The 18,076-nt window shown below is 53.4% G+C and carries 18 protein-coding genes; 12 read left to right on the top strand and 6 right to left on the bottom strand.

Annotation, left to right across the window (positions count from 1 at the left end; translation table 11 throughout):
- Positions 1–2: 2 nt before the first annotated feature.
- The 6 genes from FYJ52_RS02720 to FYJ52_RS02745 all read right to left on the bottom strand — a co-directional run bounded on the left by FYJ52_RS02720 (position 3) and on the right by FYJ52_RS02745 (position 6,924).
- Positions 3–1,160 (bottom strand): tyramine oxidase subunit B, encoded by a 1,158-nt coding sequence (locus FYJ52_RS02720; protein ID WP_154575719.1) that lies wholly within the window; start codon positions 1,158–1,160, stop codon positions 3–5.
- 196 nt (positions 1,161–1,356) lie between these two features.
- On the bottom strand, positions 1,357–2,292 hold the full coding sequence (gene mmuM / locus FYJ52_RS02725; RefSeq protein WP_154575720.1) for a homocysteine S-methyltransferase: 936 nt from the start codon (positions 2,290–2,292) through the stop codon (positions 1,357–1,359).
- A gap of 16 nt (positions 2,293–2,308) precedes the next feature.
- Positions 2,309–3,736: an alanine/glycine:cation symporter family protein gene (locus FYJ52_RS02730; RefSeq protein ID WP_154575721.1), complete on the bottom strand. Its 1,428-nt coding sequence runs from the start codon at positions 3,734–3,736 to the stop codon at positions 2,309–2,311.
- A 259-nt stretch (positions 3,737–3,995) separates the two neighbouring features.
- Entirely contained in the window at positions 3,996–4,841 is an 846-nt protein-coding gene (locus FYJ52_RS02735) for a 3-hydroxyacyl-CoA dehydrogenase family protein (RefSeq protein WP_154575722.1), read from the bottom strand.
- A gap of 82 nt (positions 4,842–4,923) precedes the next feature.
- Positions 4,924–5,700, bottom strand: a complete 777-nt coding sequence (locus tag FYJ52_RS02740) for an enoyl-CoA hydratase-related protein (protein ID WP_154575723.1) — start codon at positions 5,698–5,700, stop codon at positions 4,924–4,926.
- A gap of 39 nt (positions 5,701–5,739) precedes the next feature.
- A complete protein-coding gene (locus FYJ52_RS02745) occupies positions 5,740–6,924 on the bottom strand; it encodes an acetyl-CoA C-acetyltransferase (protein ID WP_154575724.1) in 1,185 nt (394 codons plus the stop codon).
- A gap of 438 nt (positions 6,925–7,362) precedes the next feature.
- Between FYJ52_RS02745 and accB the strand changes: the two genes are divergently transcribed.
- The 12 genes from accB to FYJ52_RS02805 all read left to right on the top strand — a co-directional run bounded on the left by accB (position 7,363) and on the right by FYJ52_RS02805 (position 17,763).
- Positions 7,363–7,842, top strand: a complete 480-nt coding sequence (accB, locus tag FYJ52_RS02750; RefSeq protein WP_154575725.1) for an acetyl-CoA carboxylase biotin carboxyl carrier protein — start codon at positions 7,363–7,365, stop codon at positions 7,840–7,842.
- A gap of 3 nt (positions 7,843–7,845) precedes the next feature.
- Positions 7,846–9,267, top strand: coding sequence for an acetyl-CoA carboxylase biotin carboxylase subunit (gene accC, locus FYJ52_RS02755; RefSeq protein ID WP_154575726.1), 1,422 nt, complete (start codon positions 7,846–7,848; stop codon positions 9,265–9,267).
- Positions 9,264–10,136 (top strand): acetyl-CoA carboxylase, carboxyltransferase subunit beta, encoded by an 873-nt coding sequence (gene accD, locus FYJ52_RS02760; protein WP_154575727.1) that lies wholly within the window; start codon positions 9,264–9,266, stop codon positions 10,134–10,136. The genes accC and accD overlap by 4 nt, the downstream gene beginning before the upstream one ends.
- 54 nt (positions 10,137–10,190) lie before the next feature.
- Positions 10,191–11,162, top strand: a complete 972-nt coding sequence (locus FYJ52_RS02765) for an acetyl-CoA carboxylase carboxyltransferase subunit alpha (RefSeq protein WP_154575728.1) — start codon at positions 10,191–10,193, stop codon at positions 11,160–11,162.
- A gap of 28 nt (positions 11,163–11,190) precedes the next feature.
- The gene (locus FYJ52_RS02770) at positions 11,191–12,138 is read left to right on the top strand and encodes a beta-ketoacyl-ACP synthase III (protein WP_154575729.1); all 948 of its coding nucleotides are present in this window, start codon (positions 11,191–11,193) and stop codon (positions 12,136–12,138) included.
- A gap of 31 nt (positions 12,139–12,169) precedes the next feature.
- A complete protein-coding gene (locus FYJ52_RS02775) occupies positions 12,170–13,108 on the top strand; it encodes a nitronate monooxygenase (RefSeq protein WP_154575730.1) in 939 nt (312 codons plus the stop codon).
- A gap of 15 nt (positions 13,109–13,123) precedes the next feature.
- Positions 13,124–14,050, top strand: a complete 927-nt coding sequence (gene fabD / locus FYJ52_RS02780) for an ACP S-malonyltransferase (protein WP_154575731.1) — start codon at positions 13,124–13,126, stop codon at positions 14,048–14,050.
- A gap of 9 nt (positions 14,051–14,059) precedes the next feature.
- On the top strand, positions 14,060–14,818 hold the full coding sequence (fabG, locus tag FYJ52_RS02785) for a 3-oxoacyl-[acyl-carrier-protein] reductase (RefSeq protein ID WP_154575732.1): 759 nt from the start codon (positions 14,060–14,062) through the stop codon (positions 14,816–14,818).
- 18 nt (positions 14,819–14,836) lie between these two features.
- Positions 14,837–16,084 (top strand): beta-ketoacyl-ACP synthase II, encoded by a 1,248-nt coding sequence (gene fabF, locus FYJ52_RS02790; protein WP_154575733.1) that lies wholly within the window; start codon positions 14,837–14,839, stop codon positions 16,082–16,084.
- A gap of 1 nt (position 16,085) precedes the next feature.
- Entirely contained in the window at positions 16,086–16,553 is a 468-nt protein-coding gene (fabZ, locus tag FYJ52_RS02795) for a 3-hydroxyacyl-ACP dehydratase FabZ (protein ID WP_154575734.1), read from the top strand.
- Between the two features lie 12 nt (positions 16,554–16,565).
- Entirely contained in the window at positions 16,566–17,003 is a 438-nt protein-coding gene (locus FYJ52_RS02800; protein WP_154575735.1) for a MarR family winged helix-turn-helix transcriptional regulator, read from the top strand.
- A gap of 193 nt (positions 17,004–17,196) precedes the next feature.
- On the top strand, positions 17,197–17,763 hold the full coding sequence (locus FYJ52_RS02805; protein ID WP_154575736.1) for a hypothetical protein: 567 nt from the start codon (positions 17,197–17,199) through the stop codon (positions 17,761–17,763).
- The last annotated feature ends 313 nt before the right edge of the window (positions 17,764–18,076 follow it).

The raw sequence follows: 18,076 nt of genomic DNA on the forward strand, positions 1-18,076 counted from the left end.
CTTCAGAGGGCCTTCGGCTGATCCCAGAGCTTGAGCTTCGTGCCGATTCCCTTCTTCAATGCATTTTCGTAGCATTCGGTTCCCCAGGCCACATCCTCAATCGGAATTCCTTCGATGGAAACCAAAATCTTTTCATCGTCGGATTTCCGGCCCGGCTTCTTACCGCGGACAATGTCGCCGATTTGATCGACGGTGTCCAAATCGAGGAGGCCATCCCGCGACATGTAGACGAAATCTTCGCCCATGCAGCCTGTGTGTTCGCGATCGCCATTTTCATCGTAGCCTTCATCGTCTTCATCTGCGTAGTTGACAAACATCCCCAGGTTGTCGACCACTTTGCGCATGTCGACAATCGAACGGTAGTCCATGTTAAAGGCGTTGGTGCAGATGAAAGTGACGCCGGGCTTGAACCATTCGGCTTTGTATTCCGGCCATTCCCCTTCTTTGCAGGAGATGGCTTCGACGACGATGTCCGCCGGGCGGATGGCTTCTTCCATCGTCGCACAAACGCGGACATCTTTAACCTGTGGCGCGTGTGCTTTCACGAAATCGACGAAGGATTTTGCCGATTTGGATGCCGGCGTGCTGCCTTTGATCAAGACGGTGTCGATGTTTTTCATCTGTGACATCACCGCTAGAAAATTGGCTTTGCCGATGACACCCGGTCCGAGAATCGTCAACACCTTAGAATCCGGACGGGCAAGATGCCTGACGGCGAGTCCTGGCATTGCGCCGGTGCGCATGGCACTGAGCAGATTCGCCGACATGTACGCGAGGGGCATGCCCGTTTCTACATCGTTGAGCATGAACATGAGGATAGAGCGCGGCAGGCCACAGCTGCGGTTGCGGCCATTGGACCCGTACCATTTGACACCGGCTTTGTGGAAGCGCCCGCCCAGATAAGCGGGCATGGCGATAAACCGCCGATCCGCCGAATCATTGAGCGGAAATCCCGGAATCGGGGATTCCTTCGGGAAAAACAGCATCAATCCGTGCGCATCGTGATTAGGACCGCCCATTAAGCAATCGCCATCTGATAAGAGCCCCATGGTTTCTTCCATGACATCGACGCAGCGCCCGGCATCCAAAACGCCCGCCTCGATCATCTGGTCTTCATCTAAATATAGAATGTCTGTTTCGCAGCGCTTCTTGTCGTCCATCTCTTACGGCCTCCTTCTAAAATAAAAAAGGGGTACTGCCGCATCATCTGCGGATCAGTACCCCTTTGTACGACGTCGTGTATTTGTCTTTAATCTCATCTTAAACGCTGGCACAATGCAAAGGTCAAGGGCAAATGTGAAATTTTTTTAATTTAATCTGCCAAAACGGCCAGCAGCATGACGAGAATCCTATAACTTATGCTTGTTTCATGCATTCCGCCACTTGGGCAATATCCGCCGGTCTGGTCCTGCAGCATCCGCCGACGAGTGCGGCGCCGTCCGTTAACCATCCCGGAATTCTTTGCTGGAAGGTCATGCCATCCGGCGCGCCGTGCCAGGTTTTTGTGATCCCGTCGTAAATTTCTCCAGAGTTGGGATAGACACATACCGGCAAATCGGTCAGCGCCTTGTACTTTTTAATAATAGCCGAGACATACTCTGGCGGTGTGCAGTTGACACCGACCGCCTTCAGATGCGGCAGTCCCTTTAACGCCGCTGTGATGTCTTCAATAGGGGTGCCGTCGCTGATTTCATGCTCATTTTTAAAGGAAAAGCTGATCCAGTAATCCGCATTCAATTCTTCCAGCAGTCGCGCGCAGGCCAACGCTTCTTCGAGCTTCGGACAGGTTTCTACCGCGAAAATGTCCGCGCCGTTCGCCTTCAGAATTTCCATGCGCCTTAAGTGAAAGGCGCGGTAGTCTTCTTCTGACAAATGATACGCACCCGTATATTCGCTTCCATCTGCCAAGTAGGCCCCATAGGGACCAATGTCCCCAGCTGCGAGCGGATAGGGCCGCCCCGAAGCCTTGCCTTCTTTTTCCCACCACGCTGCTCTGGCCTTCAACACCAGCTGCATGGATTTTGCAATCAGGGCTTCCGCCTCTTCCTGTGAATAGCCGCTGTTTAAAAACCCGTCGACAGAAGCCTGATAACTGGCACAGGTCACAATGTCCGCGCCCGACGCAAAGTAATCATAATGAATCTGTTCAATCGCCTCAGGATTTTCTTTTAAAAATTTAGCGCTCCAAAGGGCGTCGTTCACGTCGTAGCCTCTGCGCTCCAGTTCCGTTCCCATCGGGCCATCTAACACGAGCTTGTGTTTTGCTGCAAACAGCTGATCAAATTGCGACATCGCTTTCTCCTTTTTCTCATATATTTTCTTCACTGTAACAGTCGAAGGACACATTCGGCGGATTTTTCCCCGCCTCCTTTTCCGGAAGGAACCGCTTCCAGAAATCATCAAACAATCTGAAAATTTCCTTGTGCTTCGCCACCACGATAAAAATGGTGATCATCACGTAAAGCGCCGACAGAATATCTGTAAACGCCCAAATAGCGTCGGCCTCCATCGAATAGAGCACAACACAAGGGATCATATAGTATATCATATAAATCGGGCGAATTTTTTGATTGAGCTGGGTATCCCCAAAAGCGTAATTGACCGATTTTTCGCAGGTATAATACATCCCGATAATGGTCGTCCAGGCAAAAATGGCGATCACGATAGCTGTCATTTTACCACCGATATCTCCGTACGCATTGCGGAAAGCAATCGTCGTCAAGGCCCCAGAAGTGGCACTGCTGGTGTAATACGATCCGGTGATGATGATGGTAAACGCCGTGATTGAACAGATGATCATGGTATCCAAGAACACTTCGCCCCATCCCCACAAAGACTGGCGCACCGGATGGTCTGTCTTGGCCGGCGCGTGGGCGATCATACCGTATCCCGTGCCGGCATCATTGGAATAGATCCCCCGCGCCACTCCGTATTGGATGGCGTCGCGAACGGTTGCGCCGGCGAATCCGCCCACAGCCGCGGTCGGAGAAAAGGCACTTTTAAAGATCAGCGCGATGACGCCCGGCAGCATTTTGATATTGATTAAGACGACACCAAGGCCCATAATCACGTAGAGCACTGCCATGATCGGAACAACTTTCGACATGACCTCTGAGATTCGGCGAAGTCCGCCCCAAATCGTGATCAAGCAAGTGACCCCGATGATCACATCCACCACAAGTGGGTTGATATGAAAGGCCGCCTGCATGGAGCTGGTCACCGCTTCTGTCTGAACCGAGCAAGTCCATGGCCCGAAAACAAAACAGAAGACCGCCAAAATAACCGCTCCCTTTTTCCAGCCAAAGGCATTTTTCAAGACAAATGAACGGTCGCAGACGTATTCGTCCATCGATTTTCGGTAGCGCTCTCTGTACCGCTGTCCAATGATGATCTCGCAGGCTTTCGTCGACATGCCGAAAAAAGCCGACACCCACATCCAGACCAAAGCGCCGGGGCCGCCGCTCACAATGGCTGTCGCCACCCCGCTAATGTTGCCCGTTCCGACGGTATTCGCCAATGCGGTACACGCTGCGCGAAAGCCAGAAACACTGCCTTCCCCTTCGCCTTTGACGAACATTTTGCCGTAGGTATTGCGAAAATTAAATCCGATTTTTCGCTGATAACGAAAGCCGAAACGAATGGTTAACAATATGCCCATCGCGAGAACCGCCACCGTCATCGGCGTGCCCCACAACAAATCGTCCATATTGTACAGAAAATTTGTGATTGTCTCCATCTACTCCTCCTGAACGCCTACCCGCCATGATGTGCTCAATCGTGCTGCATGTCTAAGAGCGCTTTTTTACCTTATTTCGCCCATGGTGAGCCTCAAACCACTTAATACATATTATTTTTATATATTAAATGATAATTTAATTTTTTTCAACATTTTTTATGTTATTTATTTTTTATTATATCCTGCTGGCTGCCGTTTTTACACATAAAAAAATCCATCCGCATCAAATGCGAATGGATTTTTATTAACTGGATTTTAATTATTTGGTGTAATCGTAGAAGCCGTGGCCAGTTTTGATCCCGAGCGCGCCGCCGCGAACCATCTTTCTCAGAAGCGGAGCCGGAGCGTATTTGTCAGAACCGGTTTCAGCCTGGAGCACTTCCATAACAGCCAAAACGATGTCCAAGCCAACCAAGTCACCGAGAGCCAGAGGTCCCATCGGGTGGTTTGCGCCAAGTTTCATAGCGGTGTCAATATCTTCAGCTGAAGCGGTACCTGCAGCGTAGATTTCAATACCTTCGTTGATCATCGGAACGAGAATTCTGTTGACGACGAAACCAGCAGCTTCTTTAACCTGAACTGGTGTTTTGCCGATTTCAACAGCGATATCTTTGATCTTCTGAACAGTTTCTTCAGATGTATTGTAGCCAGCGATGACTTCGATGAGTTTCATAACCGGTGCTGGGTTGAAGAAGTGCATACCGATGACGTCGCGGTTGACACCCTGTGCGATTTCAGTGATCGAAAGTGAAGAGGTGTTGGATGCGAAGATACATTCCGGTTTGCAGATCTTGTCGAGATTCTGGAACATTTCATGTTTGAGTTCCATTTTTTCGAGGATTGCTTCAACGATCAGGTCGCAATCACCAACTGTGTCTTTTTCAACTAAACCCGTTGTGATTTTGCCTAAGATTTCGTCTTTCTTTGCTTCTTCCATTCTGCCCTTGGCAACGCTGCGGCTTAAATTCTTTTCGATTTTAGCCTTGCCGCCATCAGCAAATTCCTGTTTGATATCGCAAAGAACAACTTCATAACCATCTGTCTGTGCAAATGCCTGAGCAATGCCAGATCCCATTGTACCAGCGCCAATTACGCCAACTTTCATATTATTACCTCTCAATTATTAAATCAATACACAAACACCGAGGGAAGATGAACATCCTCCCTCGACAATCGTTGACAATTAATTATTTGTTCTGGAACGGTTCGTGTTTCCGTTTTTCCATGAATGCTTTCATGCCTTCCTTCTGGTCGGCTGTTTCAAAGCAGTCAGAGAAATGTTTCACTTCAACCTGAATCGCTTCATCCATCGGAACGTCGATGCCTTCGTTCATCGCAGCCTTTGCAGCGCGAACAGCGATCGGTGCCTGAGCCGCAATGCGGTTCGCCAACTTTTCAGCTGCCGGCAACAATTCATCCTGCGGATAAATTGCGTTGATAAGCCCCCATTTCAAAGCTTCTTCTGCTTTGATGTTGATGCTGGCATAGATCATTTCCTTCGCCTTGCCAACAGGGATTCTTCTCATCAATCTCTGGGTGCCGCCGAAACCTGGTGTGATGCCCAAGCCGACTTCCGGCTGACCAAACACAGCGTTGTCAGAAGCAATGCGGATGTCGCAAGCCATAGACAATTCGCAGCCGCCGCCCAATGCAAATCCGTTGATCGCAGCGATCACAGGAATTGGCAGGGTTTCGATTTTTCTAAATACGCGGTTGCCGTGTTCGCAGAATTCTTTACCTTCTGCTTTGGTATCTTCTGCCATTTCACCGATATCAGCGCCGGCGACAAATGATTTTTTGCCGGCACCGGTGATGATTAAGCAGCGAATGGTATCGTAATCCACACCATCGATCACTTCTTCCAAGTCATTGAGGACCTGAGTGTTTAAAGCGTTGAGTGCTTTTTCGCGGTTGATGGTTACAATTCCGATTAAATCTTTCGCTTCGTATGTAACAAAACTCATATTGCCACTCTACTTTCGTAAGCTGGTTCTAAAGGGAACTTACTGCAGGTTTTCCCAAGCAGAAGCAACACCCATACCACCGCCAACGCAAAGTGATGCGAGGCCTTTCTTAGATCCTCTCTTCGCCATTTCGTACATCAAGGAAACAACGATTCTAGCACCAGAGCAGCCTACCGGATGGCCAAGTGCGATACCGGAGCCGTTGACATTGCATTTATCCATGTCGATGTTCAGGTCGCGGATGCAAGCGATAGCCTGAGCTGAGAAAGCTTCGTTGAGTTCGATCAGATCGAAATCATCGATGGTTAAGCCTGTGCGGTCGAACAGTTTGCGGCAAGCGTAGATCGGACCTAAGCCCATGACTTCTGGTTCGCAGCCAGCCGATGTCCCGTTGATCCATCTCATTAACGGTTTGCAGCCGAGTTCTTCTGCTTTTTCAGCAGACATGAGAACAAGAGCAGCAGCCCCGTCGTTGATCCCAGATGCGTTAGCAGCTGTGATGACACCGTCTTTCTTGAAGGCCGGGCGCAGTTTGCTGATGCTTTCCAGCGTTACGCCTTTACGCGGATGTTCATCTGTATCGAAGACAAATTCTTTCTTGCGCTGTTTAACAGTGATCGGAACGATTTCGTCTTTGAAGCGGCCGGATTCGACAGCTGCGTTTGCTCTTTCCTGAGACATGACCGCGATCTTGTCGCATTCTTCACGAGTGATGCCGTATCTTTCAGCGATGTTTTCAGCGGTCACACCCATGTGATAGTGATTGAAGGTGTCTTCCAGACCATCAGAGATCATCGTATCGAGGAATTCGCCAGCGCCCATTCTGTAACCATAGCGGCCGCCTGGAACGACGTACGGTGCTCTTGTCATGTTTTCCATACCGCCGACAACCAGAACATCAGCGTCGCCTGATGCGATCATGTCAGCGCCGAGGTTGATGCATTTCATACCGGAACCGCAGAGGTTGTTTAATGTTAAAGCTGGTTTTTCAACAGGAATACCTGCGTAAACAGCAGCCTGGCGAGCAACTGACTGGCCCTGTGCAGCCTGAAGGACGCAGCCCATTAAAACTTCGTCAACGTCTTCTGGTTTGATGCCTGCACGGTTAATCGCTTCTTTGATGACTGTTGATCCCAACTGAACAACAGGTACATCTTTTAAAGAACCTCCCATTGAACCGATAGCCGTACGGCAGCCGCTGACAACTACAATTTCCTTAGCCATAATTTCCCTCCATAAATTAATTTACAAAAACTAAAATGTGTGTGAGCACATTGTTGAGATGACCCTTGCGGGCCTCTGTTAAAACTATAACAATCATATCATACTTTATGAATTTGTCAATATGATTTCATTATTTTGCAAATTATTACTCTTTTATTTTTATGTTTTTAAGAAAATTTCAATTCAAATTAAAAGGGTTGCAATTTTTCTACATATTATATAAAAATTTTCGACCTCTTGCATTAAAAACGTTTTAAATTTGATTAAAAACTAAAATTTTCAATTGATATGCGTCTTTTGTATTTTTTTCTGCGCACAATTTGAATTTCATGCTATAATGTTGACGAATATTTAAAAATTTTTAAGCAATCCAGATAAAAGGCAAATTTTCATCTTTTTCGAATCCATTGCGATTCAAAAAATTATCACGGAGGCAATATGGAATTTAACCAGATTCTCGAATTAATCGATCATTTTGATCAAAGTGACGCCGTTTCATTAAAATGGACCCATGAAGGCGACGCCCTTGTTTTAAAAAAAGCCGGCGCTTTTCCGCCAAAGGCGGTCGCGGCTGCTGCACCCGCTGCAGTTCAAGCCCCTGCGCCTGTCGCTATGTCCGCCGCACCTGCTCCGGCAGCCGGCGTGCCGGCAGCAGAACCATCTGAAGCCGCAGCTTCTGACGACACCATCAACGCGCCGTTAGTCGGTACGTTCTACCAAGCGCCGTCTCCGGACGATCCCCCTTACGTGAAAGCCGGCGACACCGTCCATCAAGGTGACACGGTTGGCCTCATCGAAGCAATGAAAATGATGAGCGAAATTCCCGCGCCTTTCGACTGCGAAATTCTCGAAGTCCTCAAAGATAACGCCACCATGGCTGAATTCGATGAACCGCTGATGCGCGTTAGAAAGCTGTAAGCCATGTTCCGTCGTGTACTCATTGCCAACCGCGGCGAAATCGCGGTCCGTGTGATTCGCGCCTGCACCGAAATGGGCATCGAATCTGTGGCCATTTATTCAACCGCCGACAAGGATTCCCTTCACGTCCAGTTGGCCACCCGCTCTGTCTGTATCGGGCCGCCGCCGGCCAAAGACAGCTACCTCAACGAAAACGCCATTCTCCAGGTGGCCAAGTCGACGCGATGCGAAGCCATCCACCCGGGATACGGCTTCCTGTCCGAAAACGCCGATTTTGCCGACCGCTGTGCCGAAGAAGGTCTCGTCTTTATCGGGCCTTCGGGCGATGCCATTCGGAAAATGGGCGACAAGGCCGCAGCCCGCGAGCTGATGCAAAAAAATGGCGTCCCCGTCGTGCCGGGCAGCGAAGGCAGCGTCACCCTCGAGGAAGGGCAGAAAATTGCCGACGCCATCGGCTATCCGGTTTTAATTAAAGCGGCAGCCGGCGGCGGCGGGCGCGGCATGCGCAACGTCGAACGGCCTGAAGATTTTGCCTCCAAATTTACCGAGGCGCAGTCCGAAACCGTCGCCAATTTTGGCGACGATCACATGTACGTTGAAAAGCTGATTCAAAATCCCCACCACATCGAATTTCAGGTCATGGCCGATACAAAGGGGCACGTCGTCCACTTTGGTGAACGGGAATGCTCCATTCAGCGCAAGCACCAAAAGCTCATTGAAGAAAGCCCGTCCCATCTGCTGACGCCCAAAGTGCGCGAAGCCATGGGAGCTGCCGCAGTCAGAGCTGCCAAGGCGGCGCATTACGCCGGGGCCGGCACCATCGAGTTCGTCATGGACGACGACTTAAATTACTACTTTATCGAAATGAATACCCGAATCCAGGTGGAACACCCGATCACAGAGCAGGTCTGCGGTGTCGATCTCGTCCGTGAACAGATCCGCGTCGCCTCCGGGCTGCCGCTGTCCTACGAGCAAAAGGACATTCATCAGAAGGGCTGGGCCATTGAATGCCGGATCAATGCGGAAGATCCCATGAACGGCTTCCGCCCCTCTCCGGGGAAAACCAATTTTGTACATTTTCCAGGAGGACCGGGCTGCCGCATCGACTCGCTGCTTTACGACGGCTACACGATGAATCCCTTTTACGACAGCCTCGTCGTGAAAATCATCGCCTCTGGCAATTCTCGGCTCGAGGCCATCCAGCGGATGCGCCGCATGCTCGAGGAATTGGTCATCGACGGCTACCCGACGACCGCCGAACTCTGCTACCTGATCATGCATCACCCCGCTTTTGTCCACGGGAATTACAACACTGGCTTTATTGAAAGCGAATACGACACCTTACTCAAATGGAACCGGGTCGGCGCCGGATTGGACCCCATTGACATCGGCGACGCCAAATTATCTGAAGGAGACCGCTCATGAGCAGCAATCCATTTCAAAAACGCCGTGAAGAAATTTTCAACCTTAAGGCGCTTCGGGAACGGCGCAGCATCACAACAATGCCTGACGCCATCCCGATTCAGCAGCGCACGACGATTTGTCCCCAATGCGGCCACGCCCTGACACTGGACGAGCTCGAGGCCAATCTGCACGTCTGCCGCTGCGGCTATCACTTTCCCATCGGCTCCCACTACCGTCTTCAGCTGACGATGGACCCAGGCACGATCCGGGAAATTGCCAAAGGGGTCAAGCCCTTTGACTGGCTCCATTTTCCAGGCTATCCGGAAAAACTCAAGGCGCAGCGAAAGAAATCCGGCTCGACCGAAGGCGTCTCTGCCGTGCGCGGCAAAATCGGCGGCTACCCTGTCGTCGTTGCCGCGATGGACACCCGATTCTTCATGGGCTCCATGGGCTCCGCTGTCGGCGAACGCATCACCCAGGCCATCGAACTGGCCGAACACAAAAAATGGCCGCTGATTCTATTCTGCGCCAGCGGCGGCGCGCGAATGCAGGAAGGCATCATCAGTCTGATGCAGATGGCGAAAACCAGCGCCGCGATGGAACGTCTCTCCCGCAAAGGCATCCTGTCCGTCATCGTGCTGACCCACCCGACCACCGGCGGCGTCACGGCCAGCTTCGCGATGCTCGGCGATATTACCCTCGCCGAACCTGGCGCGCTGATCGGCTTTGCCGGTCCCCGCGTCATTGAACAGACCATCGGCGAAAAGCTGCCGGAAGGATTCCAGCGCGCAGAATTTCAACAGGAACACGGCTTTGTCGACCAAATCGTCCCCCGGCGGGACATGCGCAAGACACTGATTCAGATCCTGCGCCTGCACAGCCGCTCCTAAGTGGCGCCTGTGATTCACGCACCTGTATCAAATTTATATGAGAGAAAGGAAAAGATGGCGAATCAAGATCATTCAACTCCTTCGATCCGCGAACTCGACTCGCAGATTGACCGCATGGACAAACGCATCCAGGATATCGGCGATCCCATTACGCCGGCTGACGTTGTCCAGCTTCAACAGCTCAAGCGCGACCGCGAAGAGCTTTTACATTTATGCGCCAACCCGACGCCCGTCGACCGCGTCTATTTGGCGCGACACCCCGGCCGCCCCGGTGTCGTCGATTATGTCGGCCATTTGTTTACTGATTTTTTTGAACAGCGCGGCGACCGCCTTTACCGGGAAGATCCCAGCATTTACGGCGGCATCGCGATGTTTGACCACCACCCGGTGACCGTCATCGGCACGCGAAAGGGCAAAACCCTTCAGGAAAACCTCGCCTGTCATTTTGGCATGCCCTGTCCGGAAGGCTACCGCAAAGCCCGGCGGCTAATGCATCAGGCTGAAAAATTCAAGCGGCCGATCATCACCTTCGTCGACACTGCCGGTGCTTACCCTGGCAAGGAAGCTGAAGAAAACGGCCAGGGCGAGGCCATTGCCCGAAATCTCGCCGAAATGAGCCAGCTGCGCGTGCCCATCATCGCCGTATTCACCGGCGAAGGCGGCAGCGGCGGCGCTTTGGCCCTCGGTGTGGCCAACCATTTGATCATGCTGGAAAATGCGATTTATTCGATTTTAAGTCCGGAAGGCTTCGCCAGCATCCTCTGGAAGGATCCGAGCCGCAGCGACGAGGCCTGCTCGGTCATGAAGCTCACCGCTCAGGATCTTTACGACTTAAAGGTCGCTGATGAAATCGTCAAAGAGCCCCTCGGCGGCGCCCACCGCGACCCCGACGCCGTGTACCACGCGCTGCGCACCGCGATCCGCGATAACTTGAAGACCCTTTCCCGCTTAAGCGGCAACGAATTGGTCAACCGCCGTGTCGCCAAATTCAGGGCGTACGGCATTGTCGATACGAAAAAATCCTAACCCCATTGAAAGTTGAGGCTTTTAATATATGAATGGCATCAAAATCATCGGAACGGGATCAGCCGTTCCGGATCATGTCGTCACCAACGACGACTTAGCACAAATCGTTGATACCAGTGACGCCTGGATCTCCGAGCGCACCGGTATCCGCACCCGGCATTTCATTCAAGAAGACGAGACCGCATCGGATCTGGCAATCCTTTCGGCAAAGCGCGCCCTCGCCGCGTCCGGTGTCGCGCCGGAACAAATCGGCGCTGTCGTCGTGGCCACCATCACCGGCGACACTACCTCGCCGAGTACCGCCAACCGCGTCGCGAAGGCGCTGGGCGTCCAGCCGAATACCCCGAGCTTTGACATCTCTGCGGCCTGCTCCGGCTTTGTTTACGCGCTGAAGGTTGCCCAGGGCATGATCGCTGACGAAACCGACCGCCCGTACGCGGTCGTCGTCGGCGTTGAGGCGCTGAGCCGCGACTTAGATTTCACCGACCGCACCACCTGCATCCTCTTCGGAGACGGCGCCGGCGCTGCTGTCGTGAAAAGCGAACCGGGTGCGCCCTTCGACGCGGTGCTCGGCGCGGAAAGCGACCCGGCTATCGGCGTCCCCGGCGATATCAACAAAACCGAATTCATCACCATGGACGGACGGAAGGTTTTCCGCTTCGCCGTCCGCATCATTCCGAAGGTCATCAAGGACTATCTCGCCAAAACCGGCGAATCCCTTGACGATTACGATCAGGTAATTTTTCACCAGGCCAATTCGCGTATCATCGAACACGCCGTGAAAAAGCTCAAAATGCCGCCTTCAAAGGCGTATCAAAATCTCGACCGCTTTGGCAACACCAGCGGCGCTTCCATTCCGCTGGCCTTAGACGAAATGGTGAAGAAGAACATCATCCAGCCCGGCAGCCGCATTTTGTGCGTCGGTTTCGGCGCCGGCCTGACTTGGGGCGCTGCCGGCATCACCTACGCCGGCTGACCTCACATTCAATTGAATAAAGGAGATCCACATGAAACTGATTAGTGAATTGCTGCACACCCAATACCCGTTCATCCAAGGCGGTATGGCCAATATCGCCACTGGCGCTTTCGCCGCCGCCTGCTCCAACGCCGGCGGGCTCGGCCTCATCGCTTCCGGCGGGTGGGACGCTGAAAAGCTCAGAGCCGAAGTCCGGACCTGCAAATCTCTGACCAACCAGCCCTTTGGGCTGAACCTGATGCTGATGAATCCGGATGCGGACAACATCGCCAAAATGGCCGTTGAAGAAAAAATTCCGGTGATCACCACCGGCGCCGGCAACCCCGGCAAGTACATGGAAGATTGGAAGGCCGCCGGCATCCTCGTGATTCCGGTCGTCGCTTCGGTCGCGCTGGCCCGACGGCTCAGCGGCGAAGGCGCGGACGCCGTCGTGGCGGAAGGCTGTGAAAGCGGCGGCCACATCGGCGAGGTGACGACGATGGCCCTTGTGCCGCAAGTCGTCGATGCGGTCGACGTGCCGGTCATCGCTGCCGGCGGGATTGCCGACGGGCGAGGCGTTGCCGCAGCCCTGGCGCTCGGCGCTGCCGGCTGTCAAATCGGGACCGTGCTCCTCGCTTCCGAAGAATGCCCGATCCACGACAATTATAAAAAAGCTGTCCTCAAAGCGAAGGACCGCAGCACCGTCGTCACCGGACGTGCCTCCGGCGCGCCGGTCCGCGTCCTGCGCAACCAAATGACTAAGGCTTATCTCAAAGAAGAACAAGCCGGCGCTGATTTGGCCACCTTGGAAAAATTCACCCTCGGCAGTCTGCGCAAAGCCGTACTCGACGGCGACGTCAAAAACGGCAGCCTGATGTCCGGTCAGATCGCGGGGCTCGTCGACGAAATCCGCCCAGTGGCCGAGATTTTCGACAGCCTCTACACCGACGCCCAGTCGGTCATCTCCGGCCTTGAACACATTTTTAATTAATCAAAGGAGAACCTGATGACACTTGCATTTTTATACGCCGGTCAGGGCGCCCAGCACGTCGGCATGGGCCGAGATCTTTACGACCAATACCCAGCTTTCGCCGAAGTTTTTGATCAGGCCGATCTGCCCTTCGGTCTCAAAAAACTCTGCTTTGAAGGGCCGGAAGATCAGTTGAATCAAACCCAGTACACCCAGCCGGCCATGGTCGCTTTCGCCATCGGCGTCACCCGTGTTTTAAAAGAAGCCGGCATTGTACCGGACATGGCCTGCGGGCTTTCCCTCGGGGAATATTCCGCGTTGTATGCCGCCGGGGTCTGGGACGCCGCTACCACCCTCGACCTGATCACCTTCCGCGGTCAGGCGATGGCCGAAGCGTCAAAAGGGCTTGACGTCGGCATGGCCGCTGTCCTGGGCTTGGACGCTGAAAAGCTCGGCGCGATCTGCGGCGAAGCTTCAGCGATCGGCAAGGTCGAAATGGCCAACTTCAACTGCCCGGGGCAGATCGTCATTTCCGGCGATGCCAAGGGCGTCGAAAAAGCCGCTGCGCTTGCCAAGGACGCCGGTGCCAAACGGGTCATTCCGCTCAAAGTCTCCGGCCCCTTCCACACCAGCTACATGAAGCCGGCCGGCGACGCCCTCGCCCAAAAATTCAAGACCATTACCTTCAGCGAGCCGCAGTTGCCCGTGCTGTTCAACGCCATCGGCGATGTGAAGCCTGCCGGCACGACGATTCCGGAACTGCTTGAAAAACAAGTTCAGCAGTCCGTCTATCTCGAACAAAGCATTAAAAAAATGGCTGAGATGGGCGCCGACACCTTTGTGGAAATCGGACCGGGCAAGGCCCTCTCTGGCTTTGTCCGCAAGACGATCCGCGGCACCAAGCCGATGAAAATCGACACAGCAGAAGACCTGGCCGCCGTCATTGAAGCATTATCGAAATAAAGGGGAACCATGAAACAACAAACCAACGCCAATCCTATTGTCCTCGTCACCGGCGGCAGCCGGGGCATCGGCCGCGCGACCTGTCTCGCCTTTGCCAAGGCCGGCTACGACGTCGCTGTGAATTACGCCGGCAACGAAGCGGCCGCTCAGGAAACCGCCCAGGCCTGCCACGAACTCAACCCTGACGGAAAGACTGCCGTGTACGGCGCAGACGTCGCCGACGCTGACGCCGTCGACGCCATGTTCAAAGCGGTCAAAGCCGATTTCGGCGGTCTCGACGTGCTCGTCAACAACGCCGGCATCACCCGGGACAACCTGATCGCGCTGACCAAGCCGGAGGATTTCGACGCTGTCGTGGCCACCGATCTCCGTGGTGTCTTTCTGTGTATGAAAGCCGCTTCCCGGATCATGATGCGCCAACGCTACGGCCGCATCATCAACGTCAGCTCCGTGGTCGGGCTGCGCGGCAACGCTGGACAAGTGTCTTATTCTGCTGCCAAAGCCGGCGTCGTCGGCATGACCAAATCCCTCGCCAAAGAGCTGGGCCGCCGCAACATTACGGTAAACGCTGTCGCACCGGGCTACGTCCAAACTGACATGACCGGCGCCCTCGACGACAAACAGAAAGCCGCCGCTTCACAAAACATTCCGCTTAACCGCTTGGGCACCCCAGAAGACATTGCCGGCGTCATCGCCTTCTTGGCCAGCGACGCCGCATCCTACATCACCGGACAAGTGCTGCCTGTCGACGGCGGCATGGCCATTTAACAAAGGAGAACCACCATTATGAACAAAGAAAACCGCGTTGTCATTACCGGCATGGGCACCGTCAACCCTCTCGGCAACAGCGTTGCCGAAAGCTGGGCCGCTGCCAAGGCCGGCGAAAACGGGATCGCCGAGATCACGCTGTTTGATTCCTCTGAACAGAAAGTCCACCTGGCTGGCGAAGTCAAAAATCTCGACATCAGCACCATCATCAACCGCAAAGATGCCCGCCACATGGACCGCTTTACCCAGTTCGCCTTGGTTGCTGCTGACGAGGCGATGAAGCAATCCGGACTTGACCTTTCAAAAGAAGCCGATCCATACCGCTGCGGCGTCATTATGTCCAGCGGCATCGGCGGCATTGCCACCATTGAAGACAATCAGAACCGCGGCATGAAGCGCGGATTTGACCGCGTCTCCCCGTTCTTCATCCCCTCAGCGATCCCCAATATGGCCGCCGGGCGCATTGCCATTGCCTACGGCTTCAAGGGCTACTCCACCTGCATCGTCACAGCCTGTGCGTCTTCCAACAACGCCATCGGCGACGCTTTCCGCCAGATCCGCGACGGCTACTCCGACGTCATGCTCGCCGGCGGTGCGGAAGCCTGCGTCACCCCACTGTGCATCGGCGGATTCACTGTCATGCAGGCCCTGTCCACCAATCCGGACCCCGACAAGGCTTCCTGCCCCTTTGACGCGGAACGCTCCGGCTTTGTCATGGGCGAAGGCGCCGGCGCGCTGATCCTCGAATCCCTCGATCACGCGCAGGCCCGAGGCGCCGACATTCTCGGCGAAGTCGTCGGCTACGGTACCTCGACTGACGCTTACCACATCACAGCCCCGTCTCCGAACGGCGAAGGCGCCGCTGCCGCCATGACTGCCGCCCTGAACGACGCCGGCATCGCGCCGGAATCTGTCGGTTACATCAACGCCCACGGCACGTCGACACCGATGAACGATCAAATCGAAACCAAGGCCATTAAGACCGCCTTCGGCGAACACGCGAAACATCTGGCGGTCAGCTCCACGAAAAGCATGACCGGCCATCTCCTCGGCGGCACCGGCGCGATCGAGGCCATTTTTACGGCCATGGCCCTCCGCGATCAATTCGTTCCGCCGACCATTCACTACGAAACCCCCGATCCGGACTGTGACCTCGACATCGTTCCAAACGCAGGGCGTGACGCCGCACTGAACTACGCGCTGTCCAACGGGCTGGGCTTCGGCGGCCACAACGCCGTCGTCATCATGAAACGCTGGGAGGCTTAAAATGAGCGACACGATCCGCGAACCTCAAGAATTGTCTGCAGCGCAGATTCAGGCTATCCTGCCCCATCGCTACCCCTTCCTGCTCGTCGACCGCATCCTCGATTACATTCCCGGCGAAATGGCTATCGGACGCAAATGCGTCTCCAACAATGAAATGCAGTTTCTCGGCCATTTTCCGGGTTATCCGGTAATGCCGGGCGTGCTCTTGATCGAAGCCATGGCCCAGGTCGGCGCCGTCGCCATGCTTTCTCTTCCCGAAAACAAGGGCAAGCTCGCTTTCTTCGGCGGCATCAAGAATGCCCGGTTTAAGCGCCAGGTCGTCCCCGGCGATGTGGTCGAAATCACGACGGAAATCACCAATACCCGCGGTCCCCTCGGCACTGGTAAAGGCGTCGCCAAGGTCGACGGCAAAATCGTCGCCCGGGCTGAAATCACTTTCGCGCTGTCGGATCCTGACACCGAAGCATAAATGGAGGCGGCAATGTTTACTGAACCTTTAGCCGAGATTTACAGAAAACTGCGCCTCTACTTTTACCGCGAAGTGGCCCTTCAAAGCAGCCAGAATACGCTGACCTTTTCTGAATCCTTCTGTCTCGAAGCGATCTACTCGCTGGGTGAACCAACGATCAACACCTTCGCCCAGTTCATGAATATCTCATCACCCAACGCGACATACAAGGTCAATTCTCTGGTGCAGAAAGGGTATTTGAAGAAAGTCCGTTCCGCCGAAGACCGCCGGGAATATCACTTGGTGGTAACGGATAAATTCTCGACTTTTCATGAAATCAATACCCGAGGCTACGAGAAAACCATGGAGCGCATTTGCCATACGTTCACCGAAGAGGAACTTGCAACACTCGACCAATTCATGAACCGCATCAACGACGAGCTGGTCGAATCACCACCTTTAACCTCTTAAATTCGCCAACCGCTTTTACCCGGGCGCAACCGCTGTAAAAGCGGTTTTTCTGCGCCATTTCACTCTTTATCTTTTCTTTCATATTTTGAATATTAAAGTTGACGATGGCGAAGCTTACGGATATAATAAGGGCATTTAAAAAGCATATACATATAATCAAAATAGAATTGCGTAAATAAGAAAGGAACCCGAAATGATGACTGAATCTCAAAATACAGAAAGTACGCCGTTTCCACAAGCGATGCCGACGCCGGAAGATTATGGCGCGCCCATTAATTCCGACGACGTCAACGCTTTTATCCATCTTGTCGAACAGGCCTTCTCTCCCATCGAAGCCTGGTACCGCGGTGAAAAGGAAGTCGACGACGTTGTCGCCCTCGTTCAGGATCAGTTTAATGCCTACGAAAAGGGCGCTGCGCCTTACCGCGACTTACTCAAACGTACCTACGTCTGGAAGGACGAAATGGACACCGCTGCCCGCCGCACGCGCGTGAGCGGCGATCCGGAAAACGATACGGCCGACAAAACCTTTGATCGCATCGCCTACTCTCAGATCCAGTTTGCGGTCTTCCGCGCCAACTACTGCGTCCAGCAGATCATCTCCTCCGCGCACAAGGCCACCCAAGCCTTTGAAGGCCTGCTCAAACATTTGCCCCAACTCATTGAACAAGGCGAAGATTTGAGAAGCATCCCGTGGGTCGAATTGACGCTGCTCAAAAAACACCGCCGCGGTGTTGGCCCCTTCCGGTATCAGAAATAATTGCGCGTATATGCAAACAACGCCCAGCTGCCAAAGGCAGTTGGGCGTTGTTTTTTATCAGATTAAAATTATTAAAAGTTTTTAAAAACACCTTCACACGGTAGAGGTCGCTGGTTCAGATTAATAGCTTTCGTGAATAACAAGGTGAGTTCAAATAAGGATTTCCCGAAATCACATTGATCGCATTGTGCGAATGAAAGACCTTATTTCCACTAAGAAATCATTTTCATTTTTATTCTAACATACTCATTGCCATTAATAATGTTTTTCATATTTACATTTTTTTCAAAAATATCGCAGTGTTGTCTCTGTC

This window comes from Pseudoramibacter porci (assembly GCF_009696145.1).
In the GTDB taxonomy this organism is placed as follows: domain Bacteria; phylum Bacillota; class Clostridia; order Eubacteriales; family Eubacteriaceae; genus Pseudoramibacter; species Pseudoramibacter porci.